26 protein-coding genes are annotated in these 24,600 nt (G+C 62.5%); 16 read left to right on the forward strand and 10 right to left on the reverse strand.

Translation table 11 applies throughout. The features are described 5' to 3' along the window. Positions 1 to 26: 26 nt before the first annotated feature. Positions 27 to 1,673, reverse strand: a complete 1,647-nt coding sequence (locus tag AN189_RS12705) for an electron transfer flavoprotein-ubiquinone oxidoreductase (protein ID WP_056036458.1) — start codon at positions 1,671 to 1,673, stop codon at positions 27 to 29. A gap of 188 nt (positions 1,674 to 1,861) precedes the next feature. Between AN189_RS12705 and greA the strand changes: the two genes are divergently transcribed. Genes greA through AN189_RS12745 form a run of 8 tightly spaced genes read left to right on the forward strand, consistent with a single transcriptional unit; the run spans position 1,862 to position 8,023 of the window. Beyond that, positions 1,862 to 2,332 carry a transcription elongation factor GreA gene (greA, locus tag AN189_RS12710; RefSeq protein ID WP_056036460.1) on the forward strand — a complete coding sequence of 157 codons (471 nt, stop codon included), beginning with the start codon at positions 1,862 to 1,864 and terminating at the stop codon, positions 2,330 to 2,332. A 7-nt stretch (positions 2,333 to 2,339) separates the two neighbouring features. Next, positions 2,340 to 3,293, forward strand: a complete 954-nt coding sequence (locus AN189_RS12715; RefSeq protein ID WP_056036463.1) for a hypothetical protein — start codon at positions 2,340 to 2,342, stop codon at positions 3,291 to 3,293. Further along, positions 3,293 to 4,216, forward strand: a complete 924-nt coding sequence (locus AN189_RS12720) for an AEC family transporter (RefSeq protein ID WP_056036465.1) — start codon at positions 3,293 to 3,295, stop codon at positions 4,214 to 4,216. Before AN189_RS12715 ends, AN189_RS12720 begins: the two co-directional genes overlap by 1 nt. A 48-nt stretch (positions 4,217 to 4,264) precedes the next feature. Further along, a complete protein-coding gene (gene fghA / locus AN189_RS12725; protein WP_056036467.1) occupies positions 4,265 to 5,092 on the forward strand; it encodes an S-formylglutathione hydrolase in 828 nt (275 codons plus the stop codon). Then, positions 5,089 to 5,538: a YaiI/YqxD family protein gene (locus AN189_RS12730; protein ID WP_056036470.1), complete on the forward strand. Its 450-nt coding sequence runs from the start codon at positions 5,089 to 5,091 to the stop codon at positions 5,536 to 5,538. Before fghA ends, AN189_RS12730 begins: the two co-directional genes overlap by 4 nt. Positions 5,539 to 5,550: 12 nt before the next feature. Next, positions 5,551 to 6,171 carry an HAD family phosphatase gene (locus AN189_RS12735; protein ID WP_056036471.1) on the forward strand — a complete coding sequence of 207 codons (621 nt, stop codon included), beginning with the start codon at positions 5,551 to 5,553 and terminating at the stop codon, positions 6,169 to 6,171. Then, entirely contained in the window at positions 6,168 to 7,070 is a 903-nt protein-coding gene (locus AN189_RS12740; RefSeq protein WP_056036474.1) for an ornithine cyclodeaminase family protein, read from the forward strand. Before AN189_RS12735 ends, AN189_RS12740 begins: the two co-directional genes overlap by 4 nt. Then, complete coding sequence (locus tag AN189_RS12745) at positions 7,067 to 8,023, forward strand: alpha/beta fold hydrolase (protein WP_056036476.1); 957 nt, start codon at positions 7,067 to 7,069, stop codon at positions 8,021 to 8,023. The genes AN189_RS12740 and AN189_RS12745 overlap by 4 nt, the downstream gene beginning before the upstream one ends. On the opposite strand, the gene AN189_RS12750 is transcribed toward AN189_RS12745, so the two are convergent. Continuing rightward, on the reverse strand, positions 7,960 to 9,087 hold the full coding sequence (locus tag AN189_RS12750; protein ID WP_056036478.1) for a diguanylate cyclase: 1,128 nt from the start codon (positions 9,085 to 9,087) through the stop codon (positions 7,960 to 7,962). The genes AN189_RS12745 and AN189_RS12750 overlap by 64 nt on opposite strands. A gap of 129 nt (positions 9,088 to 9,216) precedes the next feature. On the opposite strand from AN189_RS12750, the gene zapE reads away from it, so the two are divergent. Continuing rightward, entirely contained in the window at positions 9,217 to 10,281 is a 1,065-nt protein-coding gene (gene zapE, locus AN189_RS12755; RefSeq protein ID WP_056036481.1) for a cell division protein ZapE, read from the forward strand. A gap of 120 nt (positions 10,282 to 10,401) precedes the next feature. Here the strand turns inward: zapE and AN189_RS12760 are convergent, their stop codons facing one another. The 4 genes from AN189_RS12760 to AN189_RS12775 are packed head-to-tail and all read right to left on the reverse strand — an operon-like array spanning position 10,402 to position 14,149. Then, a complete protein-coding gene (locus tag AN189_RS12760; RefSeq protein WP_056036483.1) occupies positions 10,402 to 10,926 on the reverse strand; it encodes a hypothetical protein in 525 nt (174 codons plus the stop codon). Further along, entirely contained in the window at positions 10,916 to 12,181 is a 1,266-nt protein-coding gene (locus AN189_RS12765; protein ID WP_056036485.1) for a folylpolyglutamate synthase/dihydrofolate synthase family protein, read from the reverse strand. The genes AN189_RS12760 and AN189_RS12765 overlap by 11 nt, the downstream gene beginning before the upstream one ends. 57 nt (positions 12,182 to 12,238) lie before the next feature. Beyond that, on the reverse strand, positions 12,239 to 13,192 hold the full coding sequence (gene accD, locus AN189_RS12770) for an acetyl-CoA carboxylase, carboxyltransferase subunit beta (protein WP_056036487.1): 954 nt from the start codon (positions 13,190 to 13,192) through the stop codon (positions 12,239 to 12,241). Positions 13,193 to 13,249: 57 nt separating this feature from the next. After that, entirely contained in the window at positions 13,250 to 14,149 is a 900-nt protein-coding gene (locus tag AN189_RS12775; RefSeq protein WP_083484401.1) for a CPBP family intramembrane glutamic endopeptidase, read from the reverse strand. Positions 14,150 to 14,252: 103 nt separating this feature from the next. Between AN189_RS12775 and ilvD the strand changes: the two genes are divergently transcribed. The 7 genes from ilvD to AN189_RS12810 all read left to right on the forward strand — a co-directional run bounded on the left by ilvD (position 14,253) and on the right by AN189_RS12810 (position 21,664). Beyond that, entirely contained in the window at positions 14,253 to 16,016 is a 1,764-nt protein-coding gene (gene ilvD, locus AN189_RS12780; protein ID WP_056036491.1) for a dihydroxy-acid dehydratase, read from the forward strand. A 7-nt stretch (positions 16,017 to 16,023) separates the two neighbouring features. Beyond that, a complete protein-coding gene (locus AN189_RS12785) occupies positions 16,024 to 16,638 on the forward strand; it encodes a dihydroxy-acid dehydratase (protein ID WP_157057487.1) in 615 nt (204 codons plus the stop codon). 91 nt (positions 16,639 to 16,729) lie between these two features. Continuing rightward, the gene (locus AN189_RS12790) at positions 16,730 to 17,503 is read left to right on the forward strand and encodes a DUF6478 family protein (protein ID WP_157057488.1); all 774 of its coding nucleotides are present in this window, start codon (positions 16,730 to 16,732) and stop codon (positions 17,501 to 17,503) included. A gap of 12 nt (positions 17,504 to 17,515) precedes the next feature. Beyond that, positions 17,516 to 17,893, forward strand: a complete 378-nt coding sequence (locus AN189_RS12795) for a hypothetical protein (RefSeq protein ID WP_056036496.1) — start codon at positions 17,516 to 17,518, stop codon at positions 17,891 to 17,893. 74 nt (positions 17,894 to 17,967) lie between these two features. Next, a complete protein-coding gene (locus AN189_RS12800; protein WP_056036497.1) occupies positions 17,968 to 19,992 on the forward strand; it encodes an NADPH-dependent 2,4-dienoyl-CoA reductase in 2,025 nt (674 codons plus the stop codon). Then, entirely contained in the window at positions 19,989 to 20,669 is a 681-nt protein-coding gene (locus AN189_RS12805) for an SGNH/GDSL hydrolase family protein (protein ID WP_056036499.1), read from the forward strand. The genes AN189_RS12800 and AN189_RS12805 overlap by 4 nt, the downstream gene beginning before the upstream one ends. Before the next feature lie 89 nt (positions 20,670 to 20,758). After that, positions 20,759 to 21,664 carry a LysR family transcriptional regulator gene (locus AN189_RS12810; RefSeq protein ID WP_056036501.1) on the forward strand — a complete coding sequence of 302 codons (906 nt, stop codon included), beginning with the start codon at positions 20,759 to 20,761 and terminating at the stop codon, positions 21,662 to 21,664. Here AN189_RS12810 and AN189_RS12815 read toward each other — a convergent pair whose 3' ends face one another. The 4 genes from AN189_RS12815 to AN189_RS12830 are packed head-to-tail and all read right to left on the reverse strand — an operon-like array spanning position 21,665 to position 24,574. Beyond that, positions 21,665 to 22,576, reverse strand: a complete 912-nt coding sequence (locus AN189_RS12815; protein WP_056036503.1) for an OmpA family protein — start codon at positions 22,574 to 22,576, stop codon at positions 21,665 to 21,667. Next, on the reverse strand, positions 22,573 to 23,139 hold the full coding sequence (locus AN189_RS12820) for a peroxidase-related enzyme (protein ID WP_056036506.1): 567 nt from the start codon (positions 23,137 to 23,139) through the stop codon (positions 22,573 to 22,575). Before AN189_RS12820 ends, AN189_RS12815 begins: the two co-directional genes overlap by 4 nt. After that, positions 23,136 to 23,855 (reverse strand): GNAT family N-acetyltransferase, encoded by a 720-nt coding sequence (locus tag AN189_RS12825; protein WP_056036508.1) that lies wholly within the window; start codon positions 23,853 to 23,855, stop codon positions 23,136 to 23,138. The genes AN189_RS12820 and AN189_RS12825 overlap by 4 nt, the downstream gene beginning before the upstream one ends. Then, positions 23,852 to 24,574 carry a molybdopterin-binding protein gene (locus AN189_RS12830; RefSeq protein ID WP_056036510.1) on the reverse strand — a complete coding sequence of 241 codons (723 nt, stop codon included), beginning with the start codon at positions 24,572 to 24,574 and terminating at the stop codon, positions 23,852 to 23,854. The genes AN189_RS12825 and AN189_RS12830 overlap by 4 nt, the downstream gene beginning before the upstream one ends. Positions 24,575 to 24,600 lie beyond the last annotated feature (26 nt).

The raw sequence follows: 24,600 nt of genomic DNA on the forward strand, positions 1-24,600 counted from the left end.
GAACGTGCGGGTCACCGCCGCCGCGCTCACATGTTGGGATAGTTCGGACCGTCACCACCCTGCGGCACGGTCCAGACGATGTTCTGGCTGGGGTCCTTGATATCGCAGGTCTTGCAATGGACGCAGTTCTGGAAATTGATCTGGAACTTGGTCTCGGCTCCTTCGCCCACAAACTCGTACACCCCGGCCGGGCAATATCGTGCAGATGGGCCTGCATACTTCGGCAGGTTGACCGCAACAGGGATCGACGGATCCTTGAGCTTTAGGTGCGCGGGCTGGCTTTCTTCGTGGTTGGTAAAGCTGAAGGCCACGTTCGTCAGTCGGTCGAACGACAGTTTGCCATCCGGCTTGGGGTAGTCGATGACCTTGTGCTGATCTGCGGGTTCCGTCGCCTCGGCGTCGGATTTGCCGTGCGACAGCGTGCCGATGACCGAAATACCGGTCAGCGTGTTGGTCCACATGTCAAAACCACCCAGCGCAAGCGAGGTCGTCAGCCCGTAACGCGACCAAAGCGGTTTGACGTTGCGCACCTTTTTCAGGTCGATGCCGACGGGGCCTGTTTTCAGCACCTTGTCGTAGTCGGTCAGCGTGTCGCCGCTGCGTCCGGCCTGCATCGCCTCGATCGCGGCCTCGGCTGCGTGGATGCCCGACAGCATGGCGTTGTGGTTACCCTTGATGCGGGGGACGTTCACCAGCCCTGCGGAACAGCCCAGCAGGCAGCCGCCGGGAAACGCCGTCTGCGGGATGGACTGGAACCCGCCTTCTGAGATCGCGCGCGCGCCATAGGCGACACGCTTGCCGCCTTCCAGCAGGTCCTTGACCATCGGGTGATGCTTGAACCGCTGAAATTCCATGTAGGGGAATGTGTGCGGGTTCTTGTAGCCCAGATGCACGACGAAACCGACATACACCTGATTGTTGTCGAGGTGGTAGATGAACGATCCGCCACCGGCACCGGATTCGTTCAGCGGCCAGCCCATCGTGTGCACGACCGTGCCGGGCTTGTGTTTTTCCGGGTCGATTTCCCAGATTTCCTTCATGCCGAGACCGTATTTCTGCACATCGCTCTTGGCGTCGAGGTCGAATTTATCGATCACCTGCTTGGACAACGATCCGCGCACGCCTTCGGACAGGAACACGTACTTGCCCAGCAGTTCCATCCCCGGCTCGTAGCCCGGACCCTCGGTTCCATCGGGGTTGCGCCCGAATTCACCGGCCACAACGCCCGCCACACGGCCATCGTCGCCCCAGACCAGTTCGGAACAGGCCATGCCCGGGAATATCTCGACGCCCAGTTCCTCGGCCTGTTCTGCCATCCAGCGGCAGACGTTTGCCATGCTGACGATGTAGTTGCCGTGGTTGTTCATCAGCGGTGGCATCAGCATATTGGGCACGCGGATTTTTCCGGCCTCGCCCAGCATGTAGAAATGATCGTCGGTGACGGGGACATTCAGCGGCGCGCCGCGGTCCTTCCAGTCGGGGATCAGGCGATCCAGGCCCGATGGGTCCAGAACGGCACCAGACAGAATATGCGCGCCGACCTCGGACCCTTTTTCCAGAACGACGACATTGCAATCGGGGTCCATCTGTTTCAGGCGAATGGCCGCCGACAGCCCGGCAGGGCCGGCGCCGACGATGACAACATCATATTCCATTGATTCGCGTTCAGCCATGATCCATCCTTTTGCATGTGCAGCAATAAAGTTGCGCGAAGGGTTACAGGACGCGCCGGGGCGTCGCAATCACAACGATGCGTCAAAGGCGCGGTTCCGCCGCGGCGTTTTGGCGGGCGCTTGACTTTACCACGCGCGAATACGCTATGAACGTGCGATGAATTCGCACAGGCCAAGAGGGTGCCAACATGGACAAGATTCCGCTGACCGCTGCCGGTTTCAAAAAACTGGACAATGAGCTCAAGCACCTGAAGTCGGTTGAACGCCCGGCCATCATTCGCGCCATTTCGGAGGCGCGCGAACACGGTGACCTGTCTGAAAACGCCGAATACCATTCCGCCAAGGAAAAACAGTCGTTCATCGAAGGCCGCGTCAAGGAGATCGAGGGCGTGCTGTCGCTGGCGGACGTGATCAATCCGGCCAAGATGTCAGGCAACGTCAAATTTGGCGCGACCGTGCATCTGGTGGACGAGGACACGGACGAGGAAAAGACCTATCAGATCGTCGGCGAATACGAGGCCGATATCGAAAAAGGTCTGCTGAACATGAAATCGCCACTGGCCCGCGCCCTGATCGGCAAGGACGAGGGCGACAGCGTCGAGGTCCGCACGCCGGGTGGCGAACGGTCCTATGAAATCCTGAAAATCGAATACAAGTAGCAAACACATGCCGCAATTTCGTCCAGAGCCAGAGGAATCCGGTGTCGCCGGGCCTCTCTTGGCGGGGCTGGGCGTTGTCTGGGTCGTCCTTGTTCTGGTAATCTGGGTCTTGCAGCCAGCCGCACCCGAGGGGTTCAGCGGGGCCGTCACGCTGTTCTATTTGCTGGCGCTGGTCCTGCCGCCCGCGCTGCTGGCGGTGTGTCATCTGATCATGGACGCGCAGCGCGAAACCAAACGGCGCATCAACCGTCTGGATGATGCATTGGCGGCACTGCGCGTCACGCCGCAATCGTCGGCCATGTCCCCCAAGACGGTCGAGGCACGGCTGGAGGAAATCGCCCAGACAGCGCGCAAGACCGAAGCGACGGTCGCAACGTTTACCAGTTCACGGGACATGGCACGGTCCAAGCTGGCGATCACCTCGATCAAGACGGTGCCGGACGACCAGCCAACGCTGGCGCTGGGCACCTCGGCCGAGGACATGGCCGTTCCCCTGGAAACGGCCGAGCTGATCCGCGCGCTCAATTTCCCCGAGGACGAGCGCGACACCGCCGGTTTCGGCGCGCTGCGCCGCGCGCTCAAGGATCGGTCGGCGGGCAAGCTCATCAAGGCCAGCCAGGACGTGCTGACGCTGCTCAGCCAGGACGGCATCTATATGGATGACCTGAAACCGGACCGCGCAAAACCCGATCTGTGGCGCAGGTTCGCGCAGGGTGAACGGGGTCGGGCGGTCGCGGCGCTTGGTGGCATCCGGGACCGGTCCAGCCTTGCGCTGACGGCAGGACGGATGCGCGAGGACGTGATTTTCCGCGACGCCGCACATCATTTTCTGCGGCTGTTCGACCGTATGCTGGCGCAGGTCGAACCGGATGCCAGTGATGCCGAGATGATCGCGCTGGCCGATACGCGGTCGGCGCGGGCGTTCATGATCGTGGCGCGTGTCAGCGGCGTGTTCGACTGATGATCGCGATTTTCATCCAGACACTGCCATTCTTTGCCATCATCGGCTTGGGCTATGCCTCGGGGCGGTCAGGATTTTTCAGCGCCGAGGCGACGGCCTATCTGACGAAATTCGTATTCTATTTTGCGCTGTCGGCGATGCTGTTCCGGTTTTCCGCGAACCTGTCGCTGGCAGAGGTTTGGGACTGGTCGTTCGTCGGGGCCTATCTGTGCGGCACGATGTTGATCTACGTGCTGGCCACCATTGTCGCGATGGTCCGCCGATTGCCGGTGGCCGAGGCGGCGGTCGAGGCGCAGGTCGCCGTGATCGGCAACGTGGGTTTTCTGGGGATCCCGATGCTGACCTTGCTGCTGGGACCCGCCGCGATTGGCCCGAACATGATGGTGCTGGCGGTCGATCTGATCGTGTTCGGCAGCCTGATTGTCATTCTGATCACCGGCAGCCGTGACGGGCGCATCCAGCTGGGTGTGTTGAAAACCGTGGCGCTGGGATTGCTGGCCAACCCGATGATCGTGTCGATTGCGCTGGGCCTCACGGTATCCGCACTGGCGTGGGACCTGCCAAAGCCGGTCAATGAATTCGTGACGCTGCTGGGGGGGGCCGCAACGCCCGGCGCGCTCTTTGCCATCGGTGCATCGCTCGCTGGCAAATCGGCGGAAAAACTGTCGGTCGCGTCATGGCTGACGTTTTGCAAACTGGTGCTGCATCCGGCTGCGGTGGCGGTGTTTGCGCTGCTGATCTTTACCGTGGATGCCTACGAGGCCAGTGTGATGATCGCGCTGGCAGCCCTGCCTGTGGCCGGCAACGTCTATATGCTGGCGCAGCATTACCGGGTCGCACCCCAGCGCGTGTCAGCGGCAATCCTGGTATCGACGACGCTGTCGATCATCACCGTGTCCGTGGTCATCGCGCTGGTGACGTGACACCGGGCCGGGGGCGCGTTAGCACTGGTGCAAACCAAGGAGACGACGATGGATACCATTTCGGAAAACAAGTGTTTCGGCGGGACGCAGGGCGTCTATTCCCATGCGTCAGCGGCTACGGGTGGCACCATGACATTCGGCCTGTTCCTGCCGGAAGAGGCCGCGAACGGCCCTGTGCCTGTCCTGATCTATCTGTCGGGTCTGACCTGCACCCATGAAAACGCGATGACCAAATCCGGCGCGCAGGCCTATGCTGCCGAACAGGGCATTGCGCTGGTTTTTCCCGATACCTCGCCGCGCGGAGACGGGGTGGCCGATACCGAAGGGTTCGATATGGGGCTGGCCGCCAGTTTCTACGTCGATGCGACGCAGGACCCTTGGAAACCGCATTACCAGATGGAAACCTACATCACGCGCGACCTGATGCAGGCGCTTGCTGATTTCCCGCTGGATATGGACCGCGTGTCGATCACGGGTCATTCGATGGGGGGGCACGGTGCCCTGACGCTGGCACTGAAACACCCCGACATGTTCCGCAGCGTGTCTGCCTTTTCACCGATCTGCCATCCTACGGCGTCAGACTGGGGCCAGCGTCAGTTCGAGGGCTATCTGGGGTCCGACAAGAACGCTTGGGCAGGTCACGATGCAACGCTGCTGATGAGGTCCAAGGGCTACGACAAGCCGGTGCTGGTCGATCAGGGCACCGCGGATCAGTTCTATGACAAGCTGAACACCGGCGATTTCGCGGCGGCCTGTGCCGACGCCCGTGCAGACGCGCAAATCCGCCTGCAAAGCGGGTATGACCACAGTTATTTCTTTATCGCGTCGTTTATCGCGGACCACGTCGATTTTCACGCGCGGGCCCTCTACGCATGAGCATTTACGTCGACGCCGATGCCTGCCCGGTCAAGGCAGAGGTCGAACGCGTCGGCACGCGGCACAAGGTGCAGATGTTCGTGGTCAGCAACGGCGGTATCCGCCCGTCGCAAAACCCGCTGGTGCAGACCATCGTGGTGCCGGACGGGCCGGACGTGGCTGACATGTGGATCGCGGACAGGGCAGGGCCGGGCGATGTCGTCATTACGGGTGACATTCCGCTGGCGGCCCGCTGCGTGGAAAACGGTGCGCAGGTCCTCAAACACAATGGCGAGCCGCTGACGCAGGCCAATATCGGCAATGTGCTGGCGACGCGCGATCTGATGGCTGACATGCGTGCCGCCGATCCGTTTCGTCAGGGCGGTGGTCGCGCGTTTTCCAAGGCCGACCGGTCCCGTTTTCTGGACGCGCTTGAACGCAGCCTGCGCAAGGCTGCCCAATCCTGAAAGGACACCCCCATGCCTGTAGAGGCCGTCATCTTTGACATCGGAAACGTGCTGATCGAATGGCAGCCGGAACGGTTCTATGACGCGCAGATCGGAGAGGAACGTCGCCGCGCGATGTTCGCCGCCCTCGACCTGCACGGCATGAATGACGGTGTGGACCGTGGCGACAACTTTCTGGAGGCCGTCACGGCCTTTGCCGCGGCCAATCCCGCCTGGCATGCCGAAATCATGATGTGGCACGATAACTGGGCGCAGATGGCGAGCCCCGAAATCCCTCATTCGATCCGGTTGCTGCATGCCCTGCGCGCGGCAGGTGTTCCGGTGTTCGCCCTGTCGAATTTCGGCATTCAGACCTTTGCGATTGCCGAAAAGGTGTATCCTTTTCTGAACGATTTCGACCGTCGCTATATTTCCGGCCACATGGGCGTCATCAAACCGGACGCCGAGATCTACCGCCGGGTCGAGGTGGATTGCGGCGTCGATCCGGCTGTCCTGTTGTTCACCGATGACCGCGCCGACAATATCGCTGCCGCGACCGAACGCGGATGGCAGACGCATCTGTTCGACGGGCCGCAGGCCTTTGCAGATCGTCTGGTGTCCGAAGGATTGCTGACGGCAGAGCAGGCACAATGACCCTGATGATCGGACCAGAAGCCGAGGCAAGGCTTGACTGGGTGGGGCTGACGGATGCGCTGGCCGCAGGTCACGACCTGCCGCCGGCAGAGATCAAGGATGTGTTCCTTTATCAGGGGAACCGGACGCTGCTGAACCGGTCCGCCTGGATCGCGGGGTTGGGCGTGCTGGTCAAGGCGGCAACGGTGTTTCCGGACAACCCCGCGCAGGGGCGGCCGATGGTCGGCGGTGCCGTGAATCTGATGTCGGACGCGGATGGCAGTCTATCGGCCGTTCTGGATTTCGGGCTGGTCACGAAATGGAAAACAGCCGGGGACAGCCTGCTGGCCGCGCGACGACTGGCGCGCCCGGACAGCCGCAATATCCTGATCATCGGCGCGGGAACCGTGGGGGCGTCGCTGGTGCAGGCCTATGGTGCCGTGTTCGCGCATGCGTCGTTCACGATCTGGAACCGGTCCTCCGACGGGGCCGCGCGGTTTGCCCGCGATCATGGGGCGCGGGTGGCCGATGATCTGGAAACCGCCGTGCGGGCCGCCGATATCATCTGCTGTGCCACGATGACGACCGAACCGGTTTTGCGCGGCGCATGGTTGCAGCCCGGCCAGCATGTCGATCTGATCGGGGCCTATCGCCCCGACATGCGCGAGGCCGATGACTTGGCCCTGAAACGTGCGCGGATTTTTGTCGACAATCGCAGCACGACGATGGACCACATCGGCGAGTTGCGCGACCCGCTGTCGCGCGGTGTGATCGGGCCGGATGATGTTCTGGCGGATTTTTACGACCTTGACCGGTTTGACCGCGAACCGGGGGACATCACCTTGTTCAAGAACGGCGGCGGCGCGCATCTTGATCTGATGACGGCGCATTACATTCTGGGTCAGGTCGGCGCGGCATGATCTGGCTGACCGTCCTTGTGGTTCTGCTGATGCTGGCGTGCTGGCCATTCCTCAGCGAGGCGCGCAAGCCGCCTTTGACAGCGGATATTCGCGGGAACGGCACATGGGCTGCGTTGTCACAGGGGCGCACGTGGTATCGCTGGACCGGGCCATCGCGTGGCCCAGTGGTGGTGGCAATCCATGGCCTGACCACACCCAGCCCCGTGTTCGATGATCTGGCGGGGCATCTGGCGCAGTCAGGTTATCGCGTGCTTTGCTATGATCTGTATGGTCGGGGGCTGTCTGACGGTGTTGCGGGACCGCAAGATGGTGCGTTTTTTCTCAAACAGCTGGATGATCTGTTGCGCGATCAGGATGTGACAGGCCCCATGACGCTGGTTGGCTATTCCATGGGCGGCACGATCGCGACGCTCTTTGCGGCAAGGGATTCGGCGCGTGTCGAGAGGATCGTCCTGCTTGCTTCGGCGGGCATGGGGCTGAACCTGACGCCATTCTGGCGGTTTGCGCGTGATACGCCTGTGGTCGGGGACTGGCTGGCGCGCGGGTTCGGTGCGGGTAATCTGCGTCAGGTCGCAGCGACGGGCACGGCGATCGGTCGGGTGCAACACGATCAACTGATGCGCAGGGGGTATCTGCGCGCTGTTCTGTCCAGCCTACGGGGCGCGTTGTCAGCGCAGATGCAGGATGCCCATCGCGCCGTCGCCGTTGCCGAAATCCCTGTCCTCGCCATCTGGGGCGGCATGGATGCGACGATCCCGGCCGTCGCGATGGGAAAATTGGCACAGTGGAACCGCAAGGTCGTCCACGAGGTCGTGCCCGACGCTACCCACGCGCTGCCGTGGCAACACGCCGACGTCGTTGCGGATCTGATGCGGGACTGGATGGACGGTCAGGCCGTTGCGTCCAATGAAACGGCTGCTGGCACCAAAAGCGGTGATCCGACACAGGTATAGTTCCGTCCATTGCGTTTCGCGTGATAAAGCGCGTGATCCGCGCTGGCACTATGATGGTCGAAACTCGCCTGAAGCGGAGTCCATGAGACACCGATCGACACGGTCAGATCGAGGATCTGATCGTCAATCTCAAAGGCCGTGTCGCTGACGGCCTTTCTGCATCTGTTGGCAATGATTTCCGCTGTGCCTGCGGCCGTATCCGGCAGTAGGACTGAAAATTCGTCACCCCCAAGGCGGCTGAACAGATCCCCCTCGCGCAGGCAATCACGGATCCTTTGAACAAATTGAACCAGGACGGCATCGCCCGCCGGATGGCCATAGGTGTCGTTGATGATTTTGAACCGGTCGATATCCATCAGCAACAAGGCACGCCCGCGGGGGGCCTGTGGCCGGCTGTTCAGGCCGTCGACGAACTCCCGAATGGCGGCACGGTTCAGAACACCTGTCAGCCCGTCCGTCTGAGAGGCCGTTTGCAGGGTTTGCACCCGGATGATCTGTAGCCGTTCACGGGTCAGCAACAGGCCCAGGGCCAGTGTCCCGACAAACTGAACCACAAAGGAAAATGGCGCGATATTGGCCATGTAGATTTGTCGCGCCGCCTGTGGCAGCAGCAGACCAATCAGCGCGTGCATTGCGACCACGGTTGCCAGCAAGAGGGTCGCAGCGACGTTCGGGACGCCCCTGGATCGGATGAATTTCGACCACGCCAGGCCGCATGCCGCGACCGAACACATCGCGGTCAAGCCGACAGTCATGCCGTCCCCGCCAATCGCGAAACGGGTCACACCCGCAATGACAAGCGCGATGATGCCACCCTGCACATCGAAATAGGCAAAGGCCAGCGCAACGAACACGAGCCTGGAATCAATGAGGAAACCATCCGAAATTTCGACCGGAGACGACATTGATGCGACCGCCGCGAGCCCCAGCACCAACCCCATGATCGGGCGGACAGCGACACCGTCCAGTTTGTGGCGGGCGATCAGGCCATAAACATAGGCCATAGAGAGCGCGATCCCGACCGGCTGAAACAGCGTCATGAAAATCCGGACAAGTTCGGTCATGGGTCCCCTCGTGAGCCTGAGCGGACAATCGCTGCGAAAACTGTAGAAATATTTAATCGAACCAGACCGGTTCCAACGGGCTATAACACCTGTTTGTCAATTCATCGGTCGCGGCGTATTTCATGCGGCATGAGTGTTTCAGATGCCTATGATGCAGCGGTCCGGGACGGCACGCTGAATGATGATCCGGCCCAGCGTGCGGTCTTGCCCGAACTGGATCGTATTGCCACGGCACTTGCCCTGCCGGTCAAGCGTGGCTTGTTCCGCCGGGCGCCGGACCCTGTTCCGGGGCTGTACATGTGGGGTGGTGTCGGGCGCGGCAAATCCATGTTGATGGACTTGGCCTATGCGCAGATTGATGCGCCAAAGTTGCGCCGCCATTTTCATGCTTTCATGCAGTGGGTGCACGGTGAAATCGCGCAGGCTCGCAGGCAGGGGGTCGATGACGCGATCAAACCCGTGGTGGCCACGCTGGCCGATCAGACGCGGCTGCTGTGTTTTGACGAAATGCAGATTACGGACATTACAGATGCGATGATCGTGGGCCGGCTGTTCGAGGGGTTGTTCGCCGCTGGCGTGACAATCATCACCACATCGAACAGGCCGCCTGACGACCTGTACAAGGACGGTTTGAACCGTCAGTTGTTCGTGCCGTTCATCGACCTGCTCAAGACGCGGCTGGTGGTTCACGAACTGGCCGCCGAAACGGATTATCGACAGGGTCGGCTGGCGGGCACGCCAACCTATTTCACGCCGGTTGATGCGGCGGCGCGCAGCGCCATCGCCAAGGTCTGGCAGGATCTGACCCAAGGTGCGGACAACCCGCTGACCCTGCACGTCAAGGGGCGCGAGGTTGTCTTGCCGGGGTATCACAACGGTGTCGCGCGCGCGTCATTCTTTGATTTGTGTGGGCGGCCGTTGGGCGCTGCGGATTACCTTGCGCTGGCAGATGCCGTGCGGGTGCTGATCCTCGAGGACATTCCGTCGTTGGGGCGGGACAACTTCAACGAGGCCAAACGTTTCGTGACCCTGATCGACGCCCTCTACGAGGGGCGCGTGCGTTTGATCTGTTCTGCCGCCGCCGCGCCGGAATTTCTGTATCGCGAAGGCGAGGGCAGTTTTGAATTCGAACGCACCGCCAGTCGGTTGCGCGAAATGCAAAGCGATGGATGGGGCGAAAACCCAGCGGCCTGAGACGAAAAAGCAGGCCAAAAGCCTGCCCCTCGCCCTGCCAAGATCGCCGGACCTGCGTGACATTCACTGCCATTCTGTCCCGTTGACACTTTTGTGAATCATGAGTGATTCGCAGTCAATCTATTTTTCAGTGTCACGTGTCTTGCTCAGTGACATGGCGGCCTGGCAACGGGGTGATACAGCCGCGCGGGTGGCCCGCAGTGGCGTTGTGGGGTCGATCGAGCTGTCCGCGACATAGACCCCGTTCAGGCAGATATCCTGTGCGTAATTGCCTGAATTGAAACCAAATCCTGGATTTCCGCAGTTTTCGACGTTGCCGTCGGCATTCCAGCCTTGCGAATTTGTCCCCGAAAAACTGCCGCCCGTCAGAAATGTCAGCGACAATGGATCAAACCGCAGGTGCCAGGTGGCAGTGGGCGCGCGCGTTGCCATGTCCCATGTGCCCAGCAGCTGGCCGCGGTGATAGCCCGCAATCTTGAACCCTGTCACATCGCGTTCCGTGACGATGGTGCGGGCCATCGCGGTTTCCGCAATCGTCATGCGTCCGGTCATCGTATAGCCGTTCGCACCGGTCCAGCAGAAATTCAGGGTCTCGGCGGTGGCCGGGCCTGCCAGCAGCGCAAGGGCAAACAGACTAACCCGCATCGTTCAGACGCATCACATGCCCGGCAAGGTAAAGCGACCCGCAGATCAGAACGCGCACCGGATCACCACCTGCAAAACCCGACAAGGCATCCTGCACGCTGTCGGCGCTGCGTGCCGTCATCCCGACTGATGCTGCGATGCGGGCCGTTTCATCGGCGGGGATCGTATTCGCCTCGTCGGGAATGGAGACGGCTGTCAGGCTGTCCGCGACAGCGGCCAGCGGGGACAGATAGCCTGCGATGTCCTTGGTGTTCAGCATGCCGCAGACCAGATGCGTGGGTTTGCGGGGCAAGGCGGCGAGCGTCTGGGCGATCATCCGGCCCGCGGCGGGGTTATGGCCTCCGTCCAGCCACAGCTCTGCGGGGGCGGCCAAATCGACAAGCGCGCCGGTGGTCAGGCGTTCCATCCGTGCAGGCCAATAGGCGCGGGTGACAGCGGCCTCGCAGGCGGCATCGGTCGCCCCCAGATGACGCAGCCCCGCAATCGCGGCCCCGGCATTGGTGATCTGATGCGGTCCGGGCAGATTCGGCAGCGGCAGGTCCAGCAGTCCGGTTTCATCCTGATAGATCAGCCGGTCGCGTTCCACGCCGACATGCCAGTGTTGGCCGTAGGCCAGCAGCGGCGCGCCCAGCCGGGCGGCGCGGTCCTCGATCACCTCCAGCGCCTGAGGATGTTGCGGGCCGACAACGCAAGGGATGCCGCGTTTCAGGATACCTGCCTTTTCGCCCGCGATCTGCGTGATGGTGTCGCCAAGAAACGATTGGTGGTCCAGATCGACCGGCGTGATGACGCATAGACGCGGTGTCATCACATTGGTCGCGTCCAGCCGTCCGCCCAATCCGACCTCCAGCAAGGTCCAGTCGGCATGTGTTTCGGCAAAGGCCAGCAGTGCTGCAACGGTCGTGATCTCGAAATAGGTGATCGGTGCGGGGCCGTTGGCCGTATAGGCGCGGTCCAGCACGCGGGTCAGCGCGTCTTCGGAAATCAGATCGCCCGCTAGCCGGATGCGTTCATGAAACCGAGCCAGATGCGGCGAGGTATATGCGTGGACCGCAGCGCCATCGCGTTCCAGACCAGCCCGCATCATGGCCTGCGTGCTGCCTTTGCCATTGGTGCCTGCGATGTGGACCACGGGGGGCAACCTGTCCTGCGGATTGTCCAGCGCCGCCAGCAGCCGCCAGACGCGATCCAGCGTCAGGTCGATCACCTTGGGGTGCAGCGTCATCATCCGTTGCAGGATCAGATCAGATGTCATGGCCGCATCCTGTGGGGGAGTGTTGCCGCGGGGCCGGCTGGCGGCCGGCCGTCCGCGCTATTTGGACTGTTCGGTTTCGGCCAGATCTGTGGGTGTGGCCGGCAGTGCGACCTCGGCTTCGCTGGGAAGGTGCGGCGCTGGCAGGTCACCTGCAACGGGCGGTTCCATCTTCATCAGCATCCGCAGGATCGTGACCAGTTCTTCCTTCAGCTCGGTGCGGGGTGTCACACGGTCCAGCATCCCGTGGTCCAGCAGGTATTCGGCACGCTGGAAACCCTCTGGCAGCTGTTCACCGATCGTCTGTTCGATGACCCGCGCCCCGGCAAAGCCGATCAGCGCGTTGGGTTCCGCGATCTGGACGTCACCCAGCATGGCATAGGACGCCGTGACGCCGCCTGTCGTCGGGTGCGTCAGCACGACGATATAGGGCAGGCCTGCCTCCTTGAGCATCTGCACCGCGATTGTCGTGCGCGGCATCTGCATCAGGCCCAGGATGCCCTCTTGCATCCGGGCACCGCCAGCAGCGGAAAACAGGATAAAGGGGCGACCCAGCTCGATGGCGCGTTCGGCCCCCGCGATGATGGCGTTGCCGACGTACATCGACATGGACCCACCCATGAAACTGAAATCCTGCACCGCGACGACGACGGGCGTGCGGCCCATTTCGCCTTCGGCCACCAGCATGGCGTCCTTTTCACCGGTCTTGCGGCGGGCATCGCGCAGACGGTCGGTATATTTTTTCTGATCGCGGAAATTCAGCGGGTCAGTGACGGGTTCCGGTACCGCAACCTCGGTGTAGATGCCGCCATCGAACAAGGACAACAGGCGGTCGCGGGCACCGATCGGCATGTGATTGCCGCAGTTTCCGCAGACATTCAGGTTGTCGGCCAGTTCGCGGTGAAACAGCATCGTGCCGCAGTCATCACACTTCGTCCACAGATTGTCCGGGGTTTCGCGCCGTGAAAACAGGGCGTTGACCTTGGGGCGGACGTAATTGGTGATCCAGTTCATGGGGTGCGGCCTCTCTTGATTGACTTGGAAATAGCGACCGTGCGTCATGAATGCAATCTACACCCGCAGCGCGACCCGCGCGGCCAGCCACATGACCAGCACACCCATGACCGACACCACGATGTCGAACAATGTGAACGGCGTCAGCAGTGCCATCAATCCGGCGTCATCGGGCGGCAGATCACCCGCATAAGGGTAAAGTAGCAGCGCAAGCCCGCTGGAGGGCGTCTGTGCCTCGGCGATGATGACGGTGGCAAAGACGTTGTTGGCCACATGCAGTCCCACGGCTGCGCCCAAGGTGCCGGTGCGGGCCGTCAGATCGGCGCAGGCCAGTCCCAGCAATGTGGCCCAGCCGGCCCAGAGCACGCCGGCAGCCACCGTGTCACCATTATAGAGATGCCCAAAACCGAAATAGACCGAAGGCAGCACCATCCAGACCCAGCGACTGGATGACAACGCCCCAAGTTGCTGTTGCAGATAACCGCGATACAGCAGCTCTTCGGTTGCGCACTGGATCGTGATTGCAACGAGGCCGGGCAGCAGCCAGACCAGCCAGAGCGCGGGATTGCGCAGCCCCAGATCCTCGGACAGGTCGAACCACAGCAGGGCCGGTTCCTGCGCCAGCAACACAAGCGAGACCGCGAGCGTTGCCACGACGGTTTGCTGCAGTGCCAGATTGCGCGGACCGATCATGCTGGCAAGGCCGCGTTGGTGCAGCAGGCGTACGGCAAGGATCAGGACGGCGGCGGGCAGGATGAACAGTCCGAAATCCAGCACCGTCGCCGCCGGTGTCGACAGATCGGCGTCCGGACCCAGCAGGCCGAAATAGATCTGCGGCATGATCGCAAAGGCGATCTCGAAGATGATGAGGACGGCGATGATGCGAAACAGGCTGCCTGCGGGACGGGCAGGGGCCGTGAATGCCGCCATCGCAAGGTAAGGTCGGTGCCAGATCATGCGCCACGTTATGCTGCGTCTGCACGGTCCTGCAACAGCAGTTGCGACTTGTCAGGAAGGGGTCCGCAAATTAGACCCGTGCCGAGCCCCTGAGGAGAATGCAATGACCGCCAATCGCCCCGACAAATCCAAGCTGCCCAGCCGTCACGTGACCGAAGGCCCCGCGCGCGCGCCGCACCGGTCCTATTACTATGCAATGGATCTGACCGAGCAGGACATCGCCCAGCCCTTTGTCGGCGTTGCGACCTGCTGGAACGAGGCAGCCCCCTGCAACATCGCGCTGAACTGGCAGGCACAATCCGTCAAGCGCGGCGTCAAGGAAGCGGCTGGCACCCCGCGTGAGTTCACGACGATCACCGTCACCGACGGAATCGCGATGGGCCACGAAGGCATGCGGTCCTCGCTTGCTTCGCGCGAAGCCATTGCCGACACGGTGGAGCTGACGATGCGCGGTCATGGCTATGACGCGCTGGTGGGTCTGGCAGGCTGCGACAAATCGCTGCCGGGCATGATGATGGCGATGATCCGTCTGAACGTGCCGTCGGTCTTCATGTATGGCGGGTCGATCCTGCCGGGCAAGGCCCCCGCCGGTGCGGACCTGCCGGGCGATTTCGGCGAACGCGATCTGACGGTGCAGGACATGTTCGAGGCCGTGGGCCGTTATCAGTCCGGCGAAATGACCGAAGAACAGCTGGCAATCCTGGAACGTGTGGCCTGTCCGTCCGCTGGTGCCTGTGGCGGCCAGTTCACGGCCAACACGATGGCCTGCGTGTCCGAGGCGATCGGTCTGGCGCTGCTGAATTCCTCTGGCATGCCCGCCCCCTACAAGGACCGCGCGCAATACGGCGAGGCGTCGGGCCGCGCCGTGATGCACCTGATCAACGAAAACATCCGTGCCCGTGATGTCGTCACCCGCAAGAGTCTGGAAAACGCGGCGCGCGTCGTCGCCTGCACCGGTGGGTCGACAAACGCCGGTCTGCACCTGCCCGCGATGGCGCACGAGGCAGGGATTGATTTCGACCTGTGGGACGTCTGCGACATCTTCAAGGACACGCCGTATTTCGTCGACATGAAACCCGGCGGTCAGGCTGTCGCCAAGGACCTGTTCGACGCAGGTGGCATTCCCGTCGTGATGAAAGAGCTGCGCAAGGCCGGCCTGATCCACGAGGATTGCATCACATCCTCCGGCAAGACCATCGGCGAAGAGCTGGACATGATCAAAGGTGAGCCGGACGGTAAAGTGATCCACTTTATCGACAACCCGATCACCAAGACCGGCGGCGTCGTCGGCCTGCGCGGCAACGTGGCCCCCGATGGTGCAATCGTCAAGGTTGCGGGCATGTCCGATGCAGAGCAGGTCTTTAGCGGTCCGGCCCGTGTGTTCGAGAACGAAGAAGAGGCATTTGCCGCCGTCAAGGCGCGCGAATACAAGGAAGGCGAAGTCCTCGTCATCCGCAACGAAGGCCCCGCCGGCGGTCCGGGGATGCGTGAAATGCTGGCGACCACCGCCGCCCTGTCCGGTCAGGGCATGGGCAAGAAGGTGGCCCTGATCACCGACGGGCGTTTTTCGGGCGCGACACGCGGGTTCTGCGTCGGTCACGTCGGACCAGAGGCCGCGCATGGTGGTCCCATTGCCTTGCTGCAAAACGGCGACGTCATCACCATCAACGCGCTGACCGGCGAATTGTCTGTTAATGTCAGCGATGCCGACATGGATGCGCGCCGCGCGGCCTGGCCTGGCCCGCGGCCCACGAACTATGCCTCTGGTGCGGTCTGGAAATTTGCGCAGCTGGTGGGTGGTGCCCGCAAGGGCGCCGTGACCCATCCCGGTGCAAAGGCGGAAACCCACGTTTACATGGACCTGTAACGCGGTGTTGCGCGGATCGATCCTGGCGGTGGCGCTGGCCGCACTTGCAGCTTGCGACCTGCCGGGGACAGTTTCCGGGCCGGACGCCACGACATTGCGCCTGACCGGGGGCGTCGTGGTGGCGGCGCCGCAGGGTTACTGCATCGATCCGCAGGTGACGCGCCCGCAGCGCGGGTTTGCATTCCTTGCGGCCTGCGCCGCGATCAATGCGGCATCGGACAGGCCCCTGCCGGACCTGATGGCGCTGATTACCGTTCAGGTCGGTGACGCAAACAGCGCGTTGGTGGCAGGGTCCGAACCTGCCTTTCGCGCCTTTCTGGAAACCCAGCAGGGCGCGACCCTGCTGGGCGTGTCCGACATCGGTGGGCCGGTCGAGGTCCTGAACACGGGTGCCGCGACAAATGCCGTGACCGTCTATACCCGCGACACGGCCCCCCCCGATATCGTCGGCAGCCAACCCGAAAGCTGGCGTTTGTTCACCGACCTGCGCGGGCGGGTCGTGACGATCACGGTGCGCGGCCTGACCCAGGCTCCGTTGACGCAGGTTCAGTCGCGCGAGGTGCTGGACCAGATGTTGCAGCAGTTGCGGGCGGCCAATAGCGTGCAACAATCGACGACGTGATGACTTGGCATTGTTTCTATTTTGGAAATAGTCGTGCAGATCGTCCCATGGCCGCACATGCGCAGTTCGGCCCAGAAGACTGAAGGAGCGTTTGGTGGGTTTAGGCAGACAGGCAATCGGACGGCTCTTGCATCGGTGGAGCCTGCGACGCTGGACCCGGCTGGCCCGCGCGGCTGAAACGGCCGACCTGGACAAATTGCATCAGCAGCGCTTGATGGCGAGCCAGTTGATGACGCGCCTGTCTGAACTGAATTTCGTTGCCGACAGTCGACTGGCCTTGCCGCGTGTCGGCACAAACGCATTTGTCAGACCAGGCGGTACACTCTGGTCGTGGCGACCGCGTGCCTGGCGTGGGCCGTTGCCGGAAATGGGCATTGCCGCCGTCGGCAACCGCGCCAGCCTGGGCGATCATCTGACGGTGTTTCATGATTGCGACATCAGTGAACTGACGCTTCGCCAGATCCGAAATACGCGCACCAGTGACATGGCACCCTATGGTCTGCGACTGGACGTTTTCAGGTTTGACGGCAGTTTCCTCAGTCTGGTGCTGGATTTGCCCGCAGAGGCAATCGACGGCCTGTTGAAACGGCATATCATCCGGTTGGCAGTCAACGTGGAACTGGAACAGCCGCTGGAAATCTTTGCGCGGTTGAACGTCCGTCACGGTCCGAACACCGAACAGATGGTGCAAGAGATCAAGAATGCGGATGGTGAAATGGTCGTCGAATTCGACCTTGCCTATAGCGACATCAACGAGCGGCGGATCGAGGCAGCCTGGCTGGACCTGATTTTCGAAGGGGCCGAGATGAACCAGATCACCCTGCGCGACGTCACCTTGTGCCGTTATCCGCGCGCCGAACTGTAAGGAGCCACCGTCATGTCGGAACTGAAACTGATCAAGCTGCGGATGATTGCCGGCCTGTGGCAGGGCGAATTGTCGGGTGTCACGGGGGACACCCCGCCCGCGCTGATCGTGTCGCAGGGAGCAGAGGCCTTGCCCGCGCCGACGCTGAACCGGCTGGAGGACGGCAAATGGCTGGTTGATGTTCCCATTCCGGCTGATCGCTTGGGGGACGGCGTGCAGACCTTTGTGATCAGCACACGCGATACCGGGGACACACTCGCCAGTTTTGCCTTTCTGGGGGGCGAGGCGCTGTCGAACGATATTCGCGCGGAACTGGACCTGTTGCGCGGCGAGCTGGACATGCTCAAGCGCGCGTTTCGGCGGCATTGCGTGGAAACCGCCGGGAACTGATGCACTGACGCGGCGTTGGGGGTGACGCAGACAATCGGGTGGGTAATGTAGCTCCAAACCGGAGGAACCCGCCAATGACGAATTATCCCAACCTTTTGTCGCCTCTCGACCTGGGCCATACGACGCTGAAAAATCGCGTTTTGATGGGGTCCATGCACACCGGGCTGGAAGAAACCCGTGACTGGAACCGGGTCGCAGAATTTTACGCGGCGCGTGCGCGTGGTGGTGTCGGCCTGATGGTGACCGGCGGGATGGCCCCGAACAAGGAAGGCGGCGTGTTTCCGGGGGCGGCTGGCCTGTTCAGCGATGCCGATATCGCCAACCACCGCATCGTCACCGACCGCGTGCACGATGCAGGCGGCAAGATCGCGATGCAGATCCTGCACGCAGGTCGCTATGCCTATTCCAAGGATTGTGTCGCCCCTTCGGCTATCAAATCACCGATCTCGCCATTTGTGCCCACGGAACTGGACGAGGCCGGTATCGAAAAGCAGATCAGCGACATGGTGACGGCCGCCAGCCGCGCCAGGCAGGCTGGCTATGACGGTGTCGAGGTGATGGGATCAGAGGGATATTTCCTCAACCAATTTTTGGTGAAACACACCAACCACCGCACTGACCGCTGGGGCGGGTTGTATGAGAACCGGATGCGCCTGCCCGTGGAGGTCGTGCGCCGCGTGCGCGAGGCTGTGGGCCCCGATTTCATCGTGATCTACCGGCTGTCCATGATTGATCTGGTCCCCGACGGGTCCACCTACGAAGAGGTCGTGCAACTGGCGCAGGCGATCGAGGCGGCGGGTGCGTCGATCATCAACACCGGTATCGGCTGGCACGAGGCGCGGATTCCGACGATTGCCACGTCGGTGCCGCGCCGGGCCTTTGCCTGGGTGACGAAAAAACTGATGGGGCAGGTGGGGATTCCGCTGATCACCTCGAACCGGATCAACACGCCCCAGGTCGCCGAGGATGTGCTGGCCGAAGGCTGCGCCGACATGGTCAGCATGGCGCGCCCGTTTCTGGCCGATCCCGATTTCGTGGCCAAGGCACAGGCAGGGCAGGCCGATCTGATCGCACCCTGCATCGCCTGCAATCAGGCCTGTCTGGATCACACTTTTGGCGGGAAACTGTCGTCCTGTCTTGTCAACCCGCGGGCCTGCCACGAAACCGAACTGGTGGTGACCCCGGCAGCGCAGACGAAATCCATCGCCGTGGTCGGCGCGGGTCCTGCGGGCCTGTCGGCTGCGTTGACGGCGGCGGAACGGGGACACGCTGTCACGATCTTTGATGATGCGCATGAAATCGGTGGCCAGCTCAACATGGCCAAACAGGTGCCGGGCAAAGAGGAATTCTGGGGCCTTGTGGATTGGTATCGCGCCGCGGTCGCAGCTGCGGGCATTACACTGAAACTGGGCGCGCGGGTCGGCGCGGACGATCTGACCGGCTATGACGCGGTGATCGTTGCCACGGGTGTGGCCCCCCGCGACCCGCAGATTCCCGGTCAGGACGGCCCGAATGTCCTGTCCTATATCGACGTGCTGCGCGGCAAGGCCGAGGTCGGTCAGCGCGTCGCCATCATCGGTGCGGGCGGGATCGGGTTCGACGTGGCCGAAACGCTGGTCACGGATCAAAGCCCGACAACCGATCTGCCCGACTGGATGAAGGAATGGGGCGTGACGGATCCCGGCGATCATCGCGGTGGTCTGGCACCAGCAGGACCGCAGCCCCATGCGCCCGCGCGGCAGGTCACCTTGTTGCAGCGCAAGGCGCAAAAGCTGGGCAAGGGGTTGGGCAAGACCACGGGCTGGATTCACCGCGCCGGGCTGCAGATGAAACAGGTGCAGATGGTCGGCGGCGTGAACTACGAACGAATCGACGCCGAAGGATTGCACATCAGCGAAGGCACCGCCCGCGAGAATCCGCGCGTGATACCCGCCGATACCATCGTGCTGTGTGCCGGACAGGTGCCGGAAAATGCGCTGGCCGCTGATCTGGCCGCGCGCGGCGTGACACATCACGTGATCGGCGGCGCGGATGTCGCGGCCGAACTGGATGCCAAGCGGGCCATCGATCAGGGCACCCGGCTGGCTGCAACACTGTGATCCGGGCGGGGGCCTGCGTCGTTTGTGCGCTGCTGGCGGGCTGTGCGCCGCCGCAGACGGGCCCCGTCACCATCACGGCGGTGGGGGATTCCGTGCTGTCGTGGAACCGTCTTTCGGGGCAGGATATTCCGCGCGTTGCGGCAGCCGCGCTGGATCGTGGGGTCGCGAACCGGTCCGTTCCGGGGGCGCGGTTCCTGACCGCGATCCCGGCCCAGTACCGCGCGGCTGATTGGGATTGGGTCATCGTGAACGGTGGTGCCAACGACCTGGCGCAGGACTGCGGCTGTGATGGCTGCGATTTCACGTTGGACGCGTTGATCTCTGCCAATGGGCAGACCGGGGCCATGCCCCGCTTTGTGCGGGATGTCGCGGATCAGGGGCCGCGCGTCGTGGTGCTGGGATATTACGGCACATCCGTTGCCGGTGGTCCGCTGGCGGATTGCGCGGACGAATTGGCCGCACTATCGACCCGATTGGCCGCCCTGGCCCAAGGCGATCCGCGCATTCTATTCGTTGATGCCAAGGATGCGATCGACCCGGCAGACCTTGACCTCTATGCGGGTGATCTGGTGCATCCCTCCGCGCTGGGCAGTGCGCGGATAGGTAGCGAAATTGCCCGCGCCATTGCCATGGCGGACCCGGCTGCGGGGCGTTTCCAAATAGAGGCCAGTCGCTGAGAAATCGCGGTATTGTCAGGCGCGTGACCCAATCCCGCCCGATTTGACAGGCAAGAACGGTCCAACAGTTAACAGTGTTAGGACCGGACATGGATCGCCTTACCGAGATGGAAGCCTTTGCCACGGTCGTGGATCAGGGTGGCTTTACCGACGCCGCCAAGAAGATGGGAATCTCTAAATCCGCCGTGTCAAAGCACGTCTCGTCACTCGAGGCGCGACTGGGTGCCCGGCTCTTGAATCGCACGACCCGCAGGGTCAGTCCGACGGAAATCGGCCTGGCCTATTATGACCGCGCCCGCCGGGTGTTGAATGACGCAGGCGAGGCGGACGCACTGGTCACATCCATGCAATCCGCCCCGTCGGGCCTGCTGCGGATTTCGGTCGCGACGGATTTCGGGGTGAACCACCTGTCACCGGTCCTGGGTGAATTCCTGTCCGAATTCAGCGACATTACCGTGAACATGGTGCTGAACAACCGCTACGTCGAACTGATTTCCGAAGGGTTCGACATGGCCATTCGCATCGGTGAGCTGGAGGACAGCACCCTGCGCGCGCGCAAGCTGACGGAAACCAGCCGACGTATGATTGCCTCGCCTGCCTATTTCGAACAATACGGCCGGCCCGAAAAAATCGACGATCTGAACGAACACAAGTTGCTGCATTATTCCAATGCCGCCAATTCAGCAGTCTGGAAACTGACAGCGCCATCGGGCGAAAAGCGGCAGGTCCGGACGGCGGGCTGGCTGACCGTGAACGACGGACAGTCGCTGCTGAACGCCTGCGTCGGCGGTCTGGGCATCGCCTATCTGCCTAGCTTTCTCTACGCTGATGCGATGCGCAAGGGTCTGGTCGAAGAGGCGATCCCCGATCTGCCGGTTGAAACCCAAGGCATCTATGCCGTTTATCCGCCCGGCCGTTTCACACAGCCAAAGGTGCGTGCATTCATTGATTTTCTGGTGAATGCCTTTGCGGAAAAAGGCCCTGAATCCTGGTAATCAACGGGTCCCGGTGACCACGGCCTCGACACGACGGTTCGCACGGCGACCGTCGTCTGTCAGGTTGCTGGCCACCGGTGACAGGTAGCCCATGCCAGCCGGTGTCAGTTGGGCGCGGGGCACGCCGTAATCAGCGACCAGACGTTCCACGACAGCGGCAGCACGGCTGCGCGAAATCGCGATATTGCCGTCCAGCGCGCCTTCGGCGTCGGTGTGGCCCACGATGCTGATCGCCAGATCCGGGTTGTCCGCCAAAAAGTCGGCCAGCGCACGTAGTGCAGCGCTCTCACCGCTTGCAAGGGCGGTCGCCCCCGTCGCGAATGTGACGCCGTCCAGAACAGCCCGTCCCTGCGCCATCAGCTTTTCCCCAAGATCGCCATTCACGGTGGTGGCGCGCAGGGTCGGTGCCGCGGTCGTGAGGGTCGGCAGGTCATCCGATGTGGGTGCAATCCGGGTGATCTGGACAAATCCCGCCTGCGGCGTGTGACTGACCAGCAGGCTGACAGCATTTTCCCCGTTTACGGCGGACAAGTGGCGAAAGGCTCCCAGATCGACCTGCATCTGAGGAGGTGGCGTCACGGGGATCGCAAATCGGAAATCAAAGCCCCCGCAATCCACATCGGCGCATTCATGGATCACGTCAAAACCCGCGTTGGTCAATTGATCCCGGAGGCTGCGCAGGATCGGCAAGGTATCAAGCCCCGGTGCGTCGATCCGCCAGACCTCGATCTGCTGCGCCCCCTCGACGGGGCGGCTGGGCAGGACACCATCCACCCAAGGCCCCGTCGGCAGCAGGTAGCGGACGTCGGCGTCCCGGGTCTCAAAGGTCAGCGACGCGTTGCCGGGCAGCGCCAGTTCCTGTGCGGCCAGCGGGCCTGCGATCAGCCCAAGACAGAGCGTGAGTGTCTTCATCTGGCCTGGGCGTGGTATGCGGCATTGGGCACCATTTCGGTGGCTGACGCGACGCGGTTGGACATGTTGAAAAAAGCGGCCACGCTGGCGATGTCCCAGATGGCACGGTCGCTGAACCCTGCGTCGCGCAAGGCCTGCCGGTCGCTTTCCTCGATCCGTGATGGTGTTTCTGTCAGCTTTTCGGCGAACCGCAGCATGGCGGTCTGGCGGGTGTCCAGATCAGCGGCACGCCAGTTCATGACCATCATTTCGCCCAAGGCCGGGTTGCCGGACAACTGCCGCACGGCGGCACCATGGGCGGTCAGGCAGTAGTAACACTTGTTCACCGAACTGACGACGACCGCGATCATTTCGCGTTCCAGCTTGGTCAGGTCGGATTGTGCCAGCATCAGATCGTTGTAGAGGGCGGTAAAGGCGTTCAGTTTTTCGATGTCAAAGGCATAGGCCCGCAGGACATTGGGCACCATTCCCAGTTTGTCCTGGCAGATGTCGAAATAGGCCTGCGTGGCGTCTGGCAGCGGGTCGACCATCGGCAGGTCCAGGGCGGTCGGCTGTTCGGTCATGATGTGTCCTTTGGCTGTGCCCGGTAATGATAGCGCCCGACCTCTGTCATCCCCAACCCCTGATACAGCGCATTCGCGCCTGCGTTCGCAACCGTGGTCAGCAATGCAAAGGTTGGCGCGCCATGCGCCTGTCCCCAGATCGCGGCGGCACGGGTCAGGGTCGCGGCCAACCCCTTGCGCCGGTGGGATTTGCTGACCTCCAGCGCGTGCAACATGGCCACACCGTCATGGATCGCCACGAACAAGGTAGCAGCCGGGCGGTCGTCGATGCGGCCAAGGATCGTCGTTTTCGGCCCCGTCACACGGTCCATCACCGCAAGGCGGGCAGGGCCGACACCACCCTGGTCCCAGATATCGCGTTGCACCGCCAGCGGTGGCCAGACGGTAAAGGCGCAGACAGGGGGCGGTTTCGGAGTCGCAAGAGCGGCGGCAGGGCAGGCATAGACGATCGTTTCATCGCGGATGGTGTATCCTGCATCCGCCAGTGCTGCGTCGGCGCTGTCGTCACCGGGCCGGATGCTGAACACGACCTCTTGGCCCAGGTCACGCATCGCGGTTTCGGCCAGCGCCAGATCCTGACGGGTGACGGGGCCGGTCGCTGTCGCTGCACTGACGCGATTGCCGCCGCCGTCGCCTTGCCGGATCAGCCAGGGACCAACCTGCTGCGTCCGGGCGGCGGGCCAGGTCGCATCTATCACCGCGCCCCAATCAGTCATGCGGGAAACAGCGCCTGCAAGTGGGCCATGGCCGCATCGACCTGTGATGCATCGCGGCCGCGCACCACCAGATTGGTGCCATAGACGCCGTCTTTTTGGAACGGATAGCTGCCCAGTGACAATTCGGGGAAATCCTGAGCGACCTGCGCTAGCGGGGCAGCGACATCGCCTTCGCCGCGCATGACGCGCCAGCTTTGTGACAACAGGGGCGCACCGTGGGCCAGTTTGGACACGACGCTGGCGACCATTGCCTCGAACACCGCCGGCACGCCTGCCATGACGTTGACGTTGCCCAGGGTGAATCCCGGTGCCGTGCTGACAGGGTTGTCGATCAGGGTGGCACCGTCAGGGATTCGGGCCATGCGCAGGCGCGCATCGTTCAGCGTGGTTCCGGCGCGATCGTAATGCGCCTGTAGCAGCGCGCGGGCATCGTCGCGCACGTCGATCGGCACATCGAATGCGGCGGCCACCGCATCGGCGGTGATGTCGTCGTGGGTGGGGCCGATCCCGCCGGACGTAAAGACGTGATCGTAGGCCGCAGACAGCGCCTGCACCGCCGCAACGATGGCGGGCTGGTCGTCACTCACGACTCGGGCCTCGCACAGGTCGATCCCGGCTTCGGTCAGCACCTTGGCCAGATGGTTCATGTTGCTGTCGCGGGTGCGGCCCGACAGGATTTCATCGCCGATGACAAGCATCGCAGCTGTGGGATTGGTCATTCTAAACTCCGTTTTGTCCCGGTATA

The sequence above is a fragment of the Loktanella sp. 3ANDIMAR09 genome (assembly GCF_001420005.1).
Lineage (GTDB): Bacteria > Pseudomonadota > Alphaproteobacteria > Rhodobacterales > Rhodobacteraceae > Loktanella.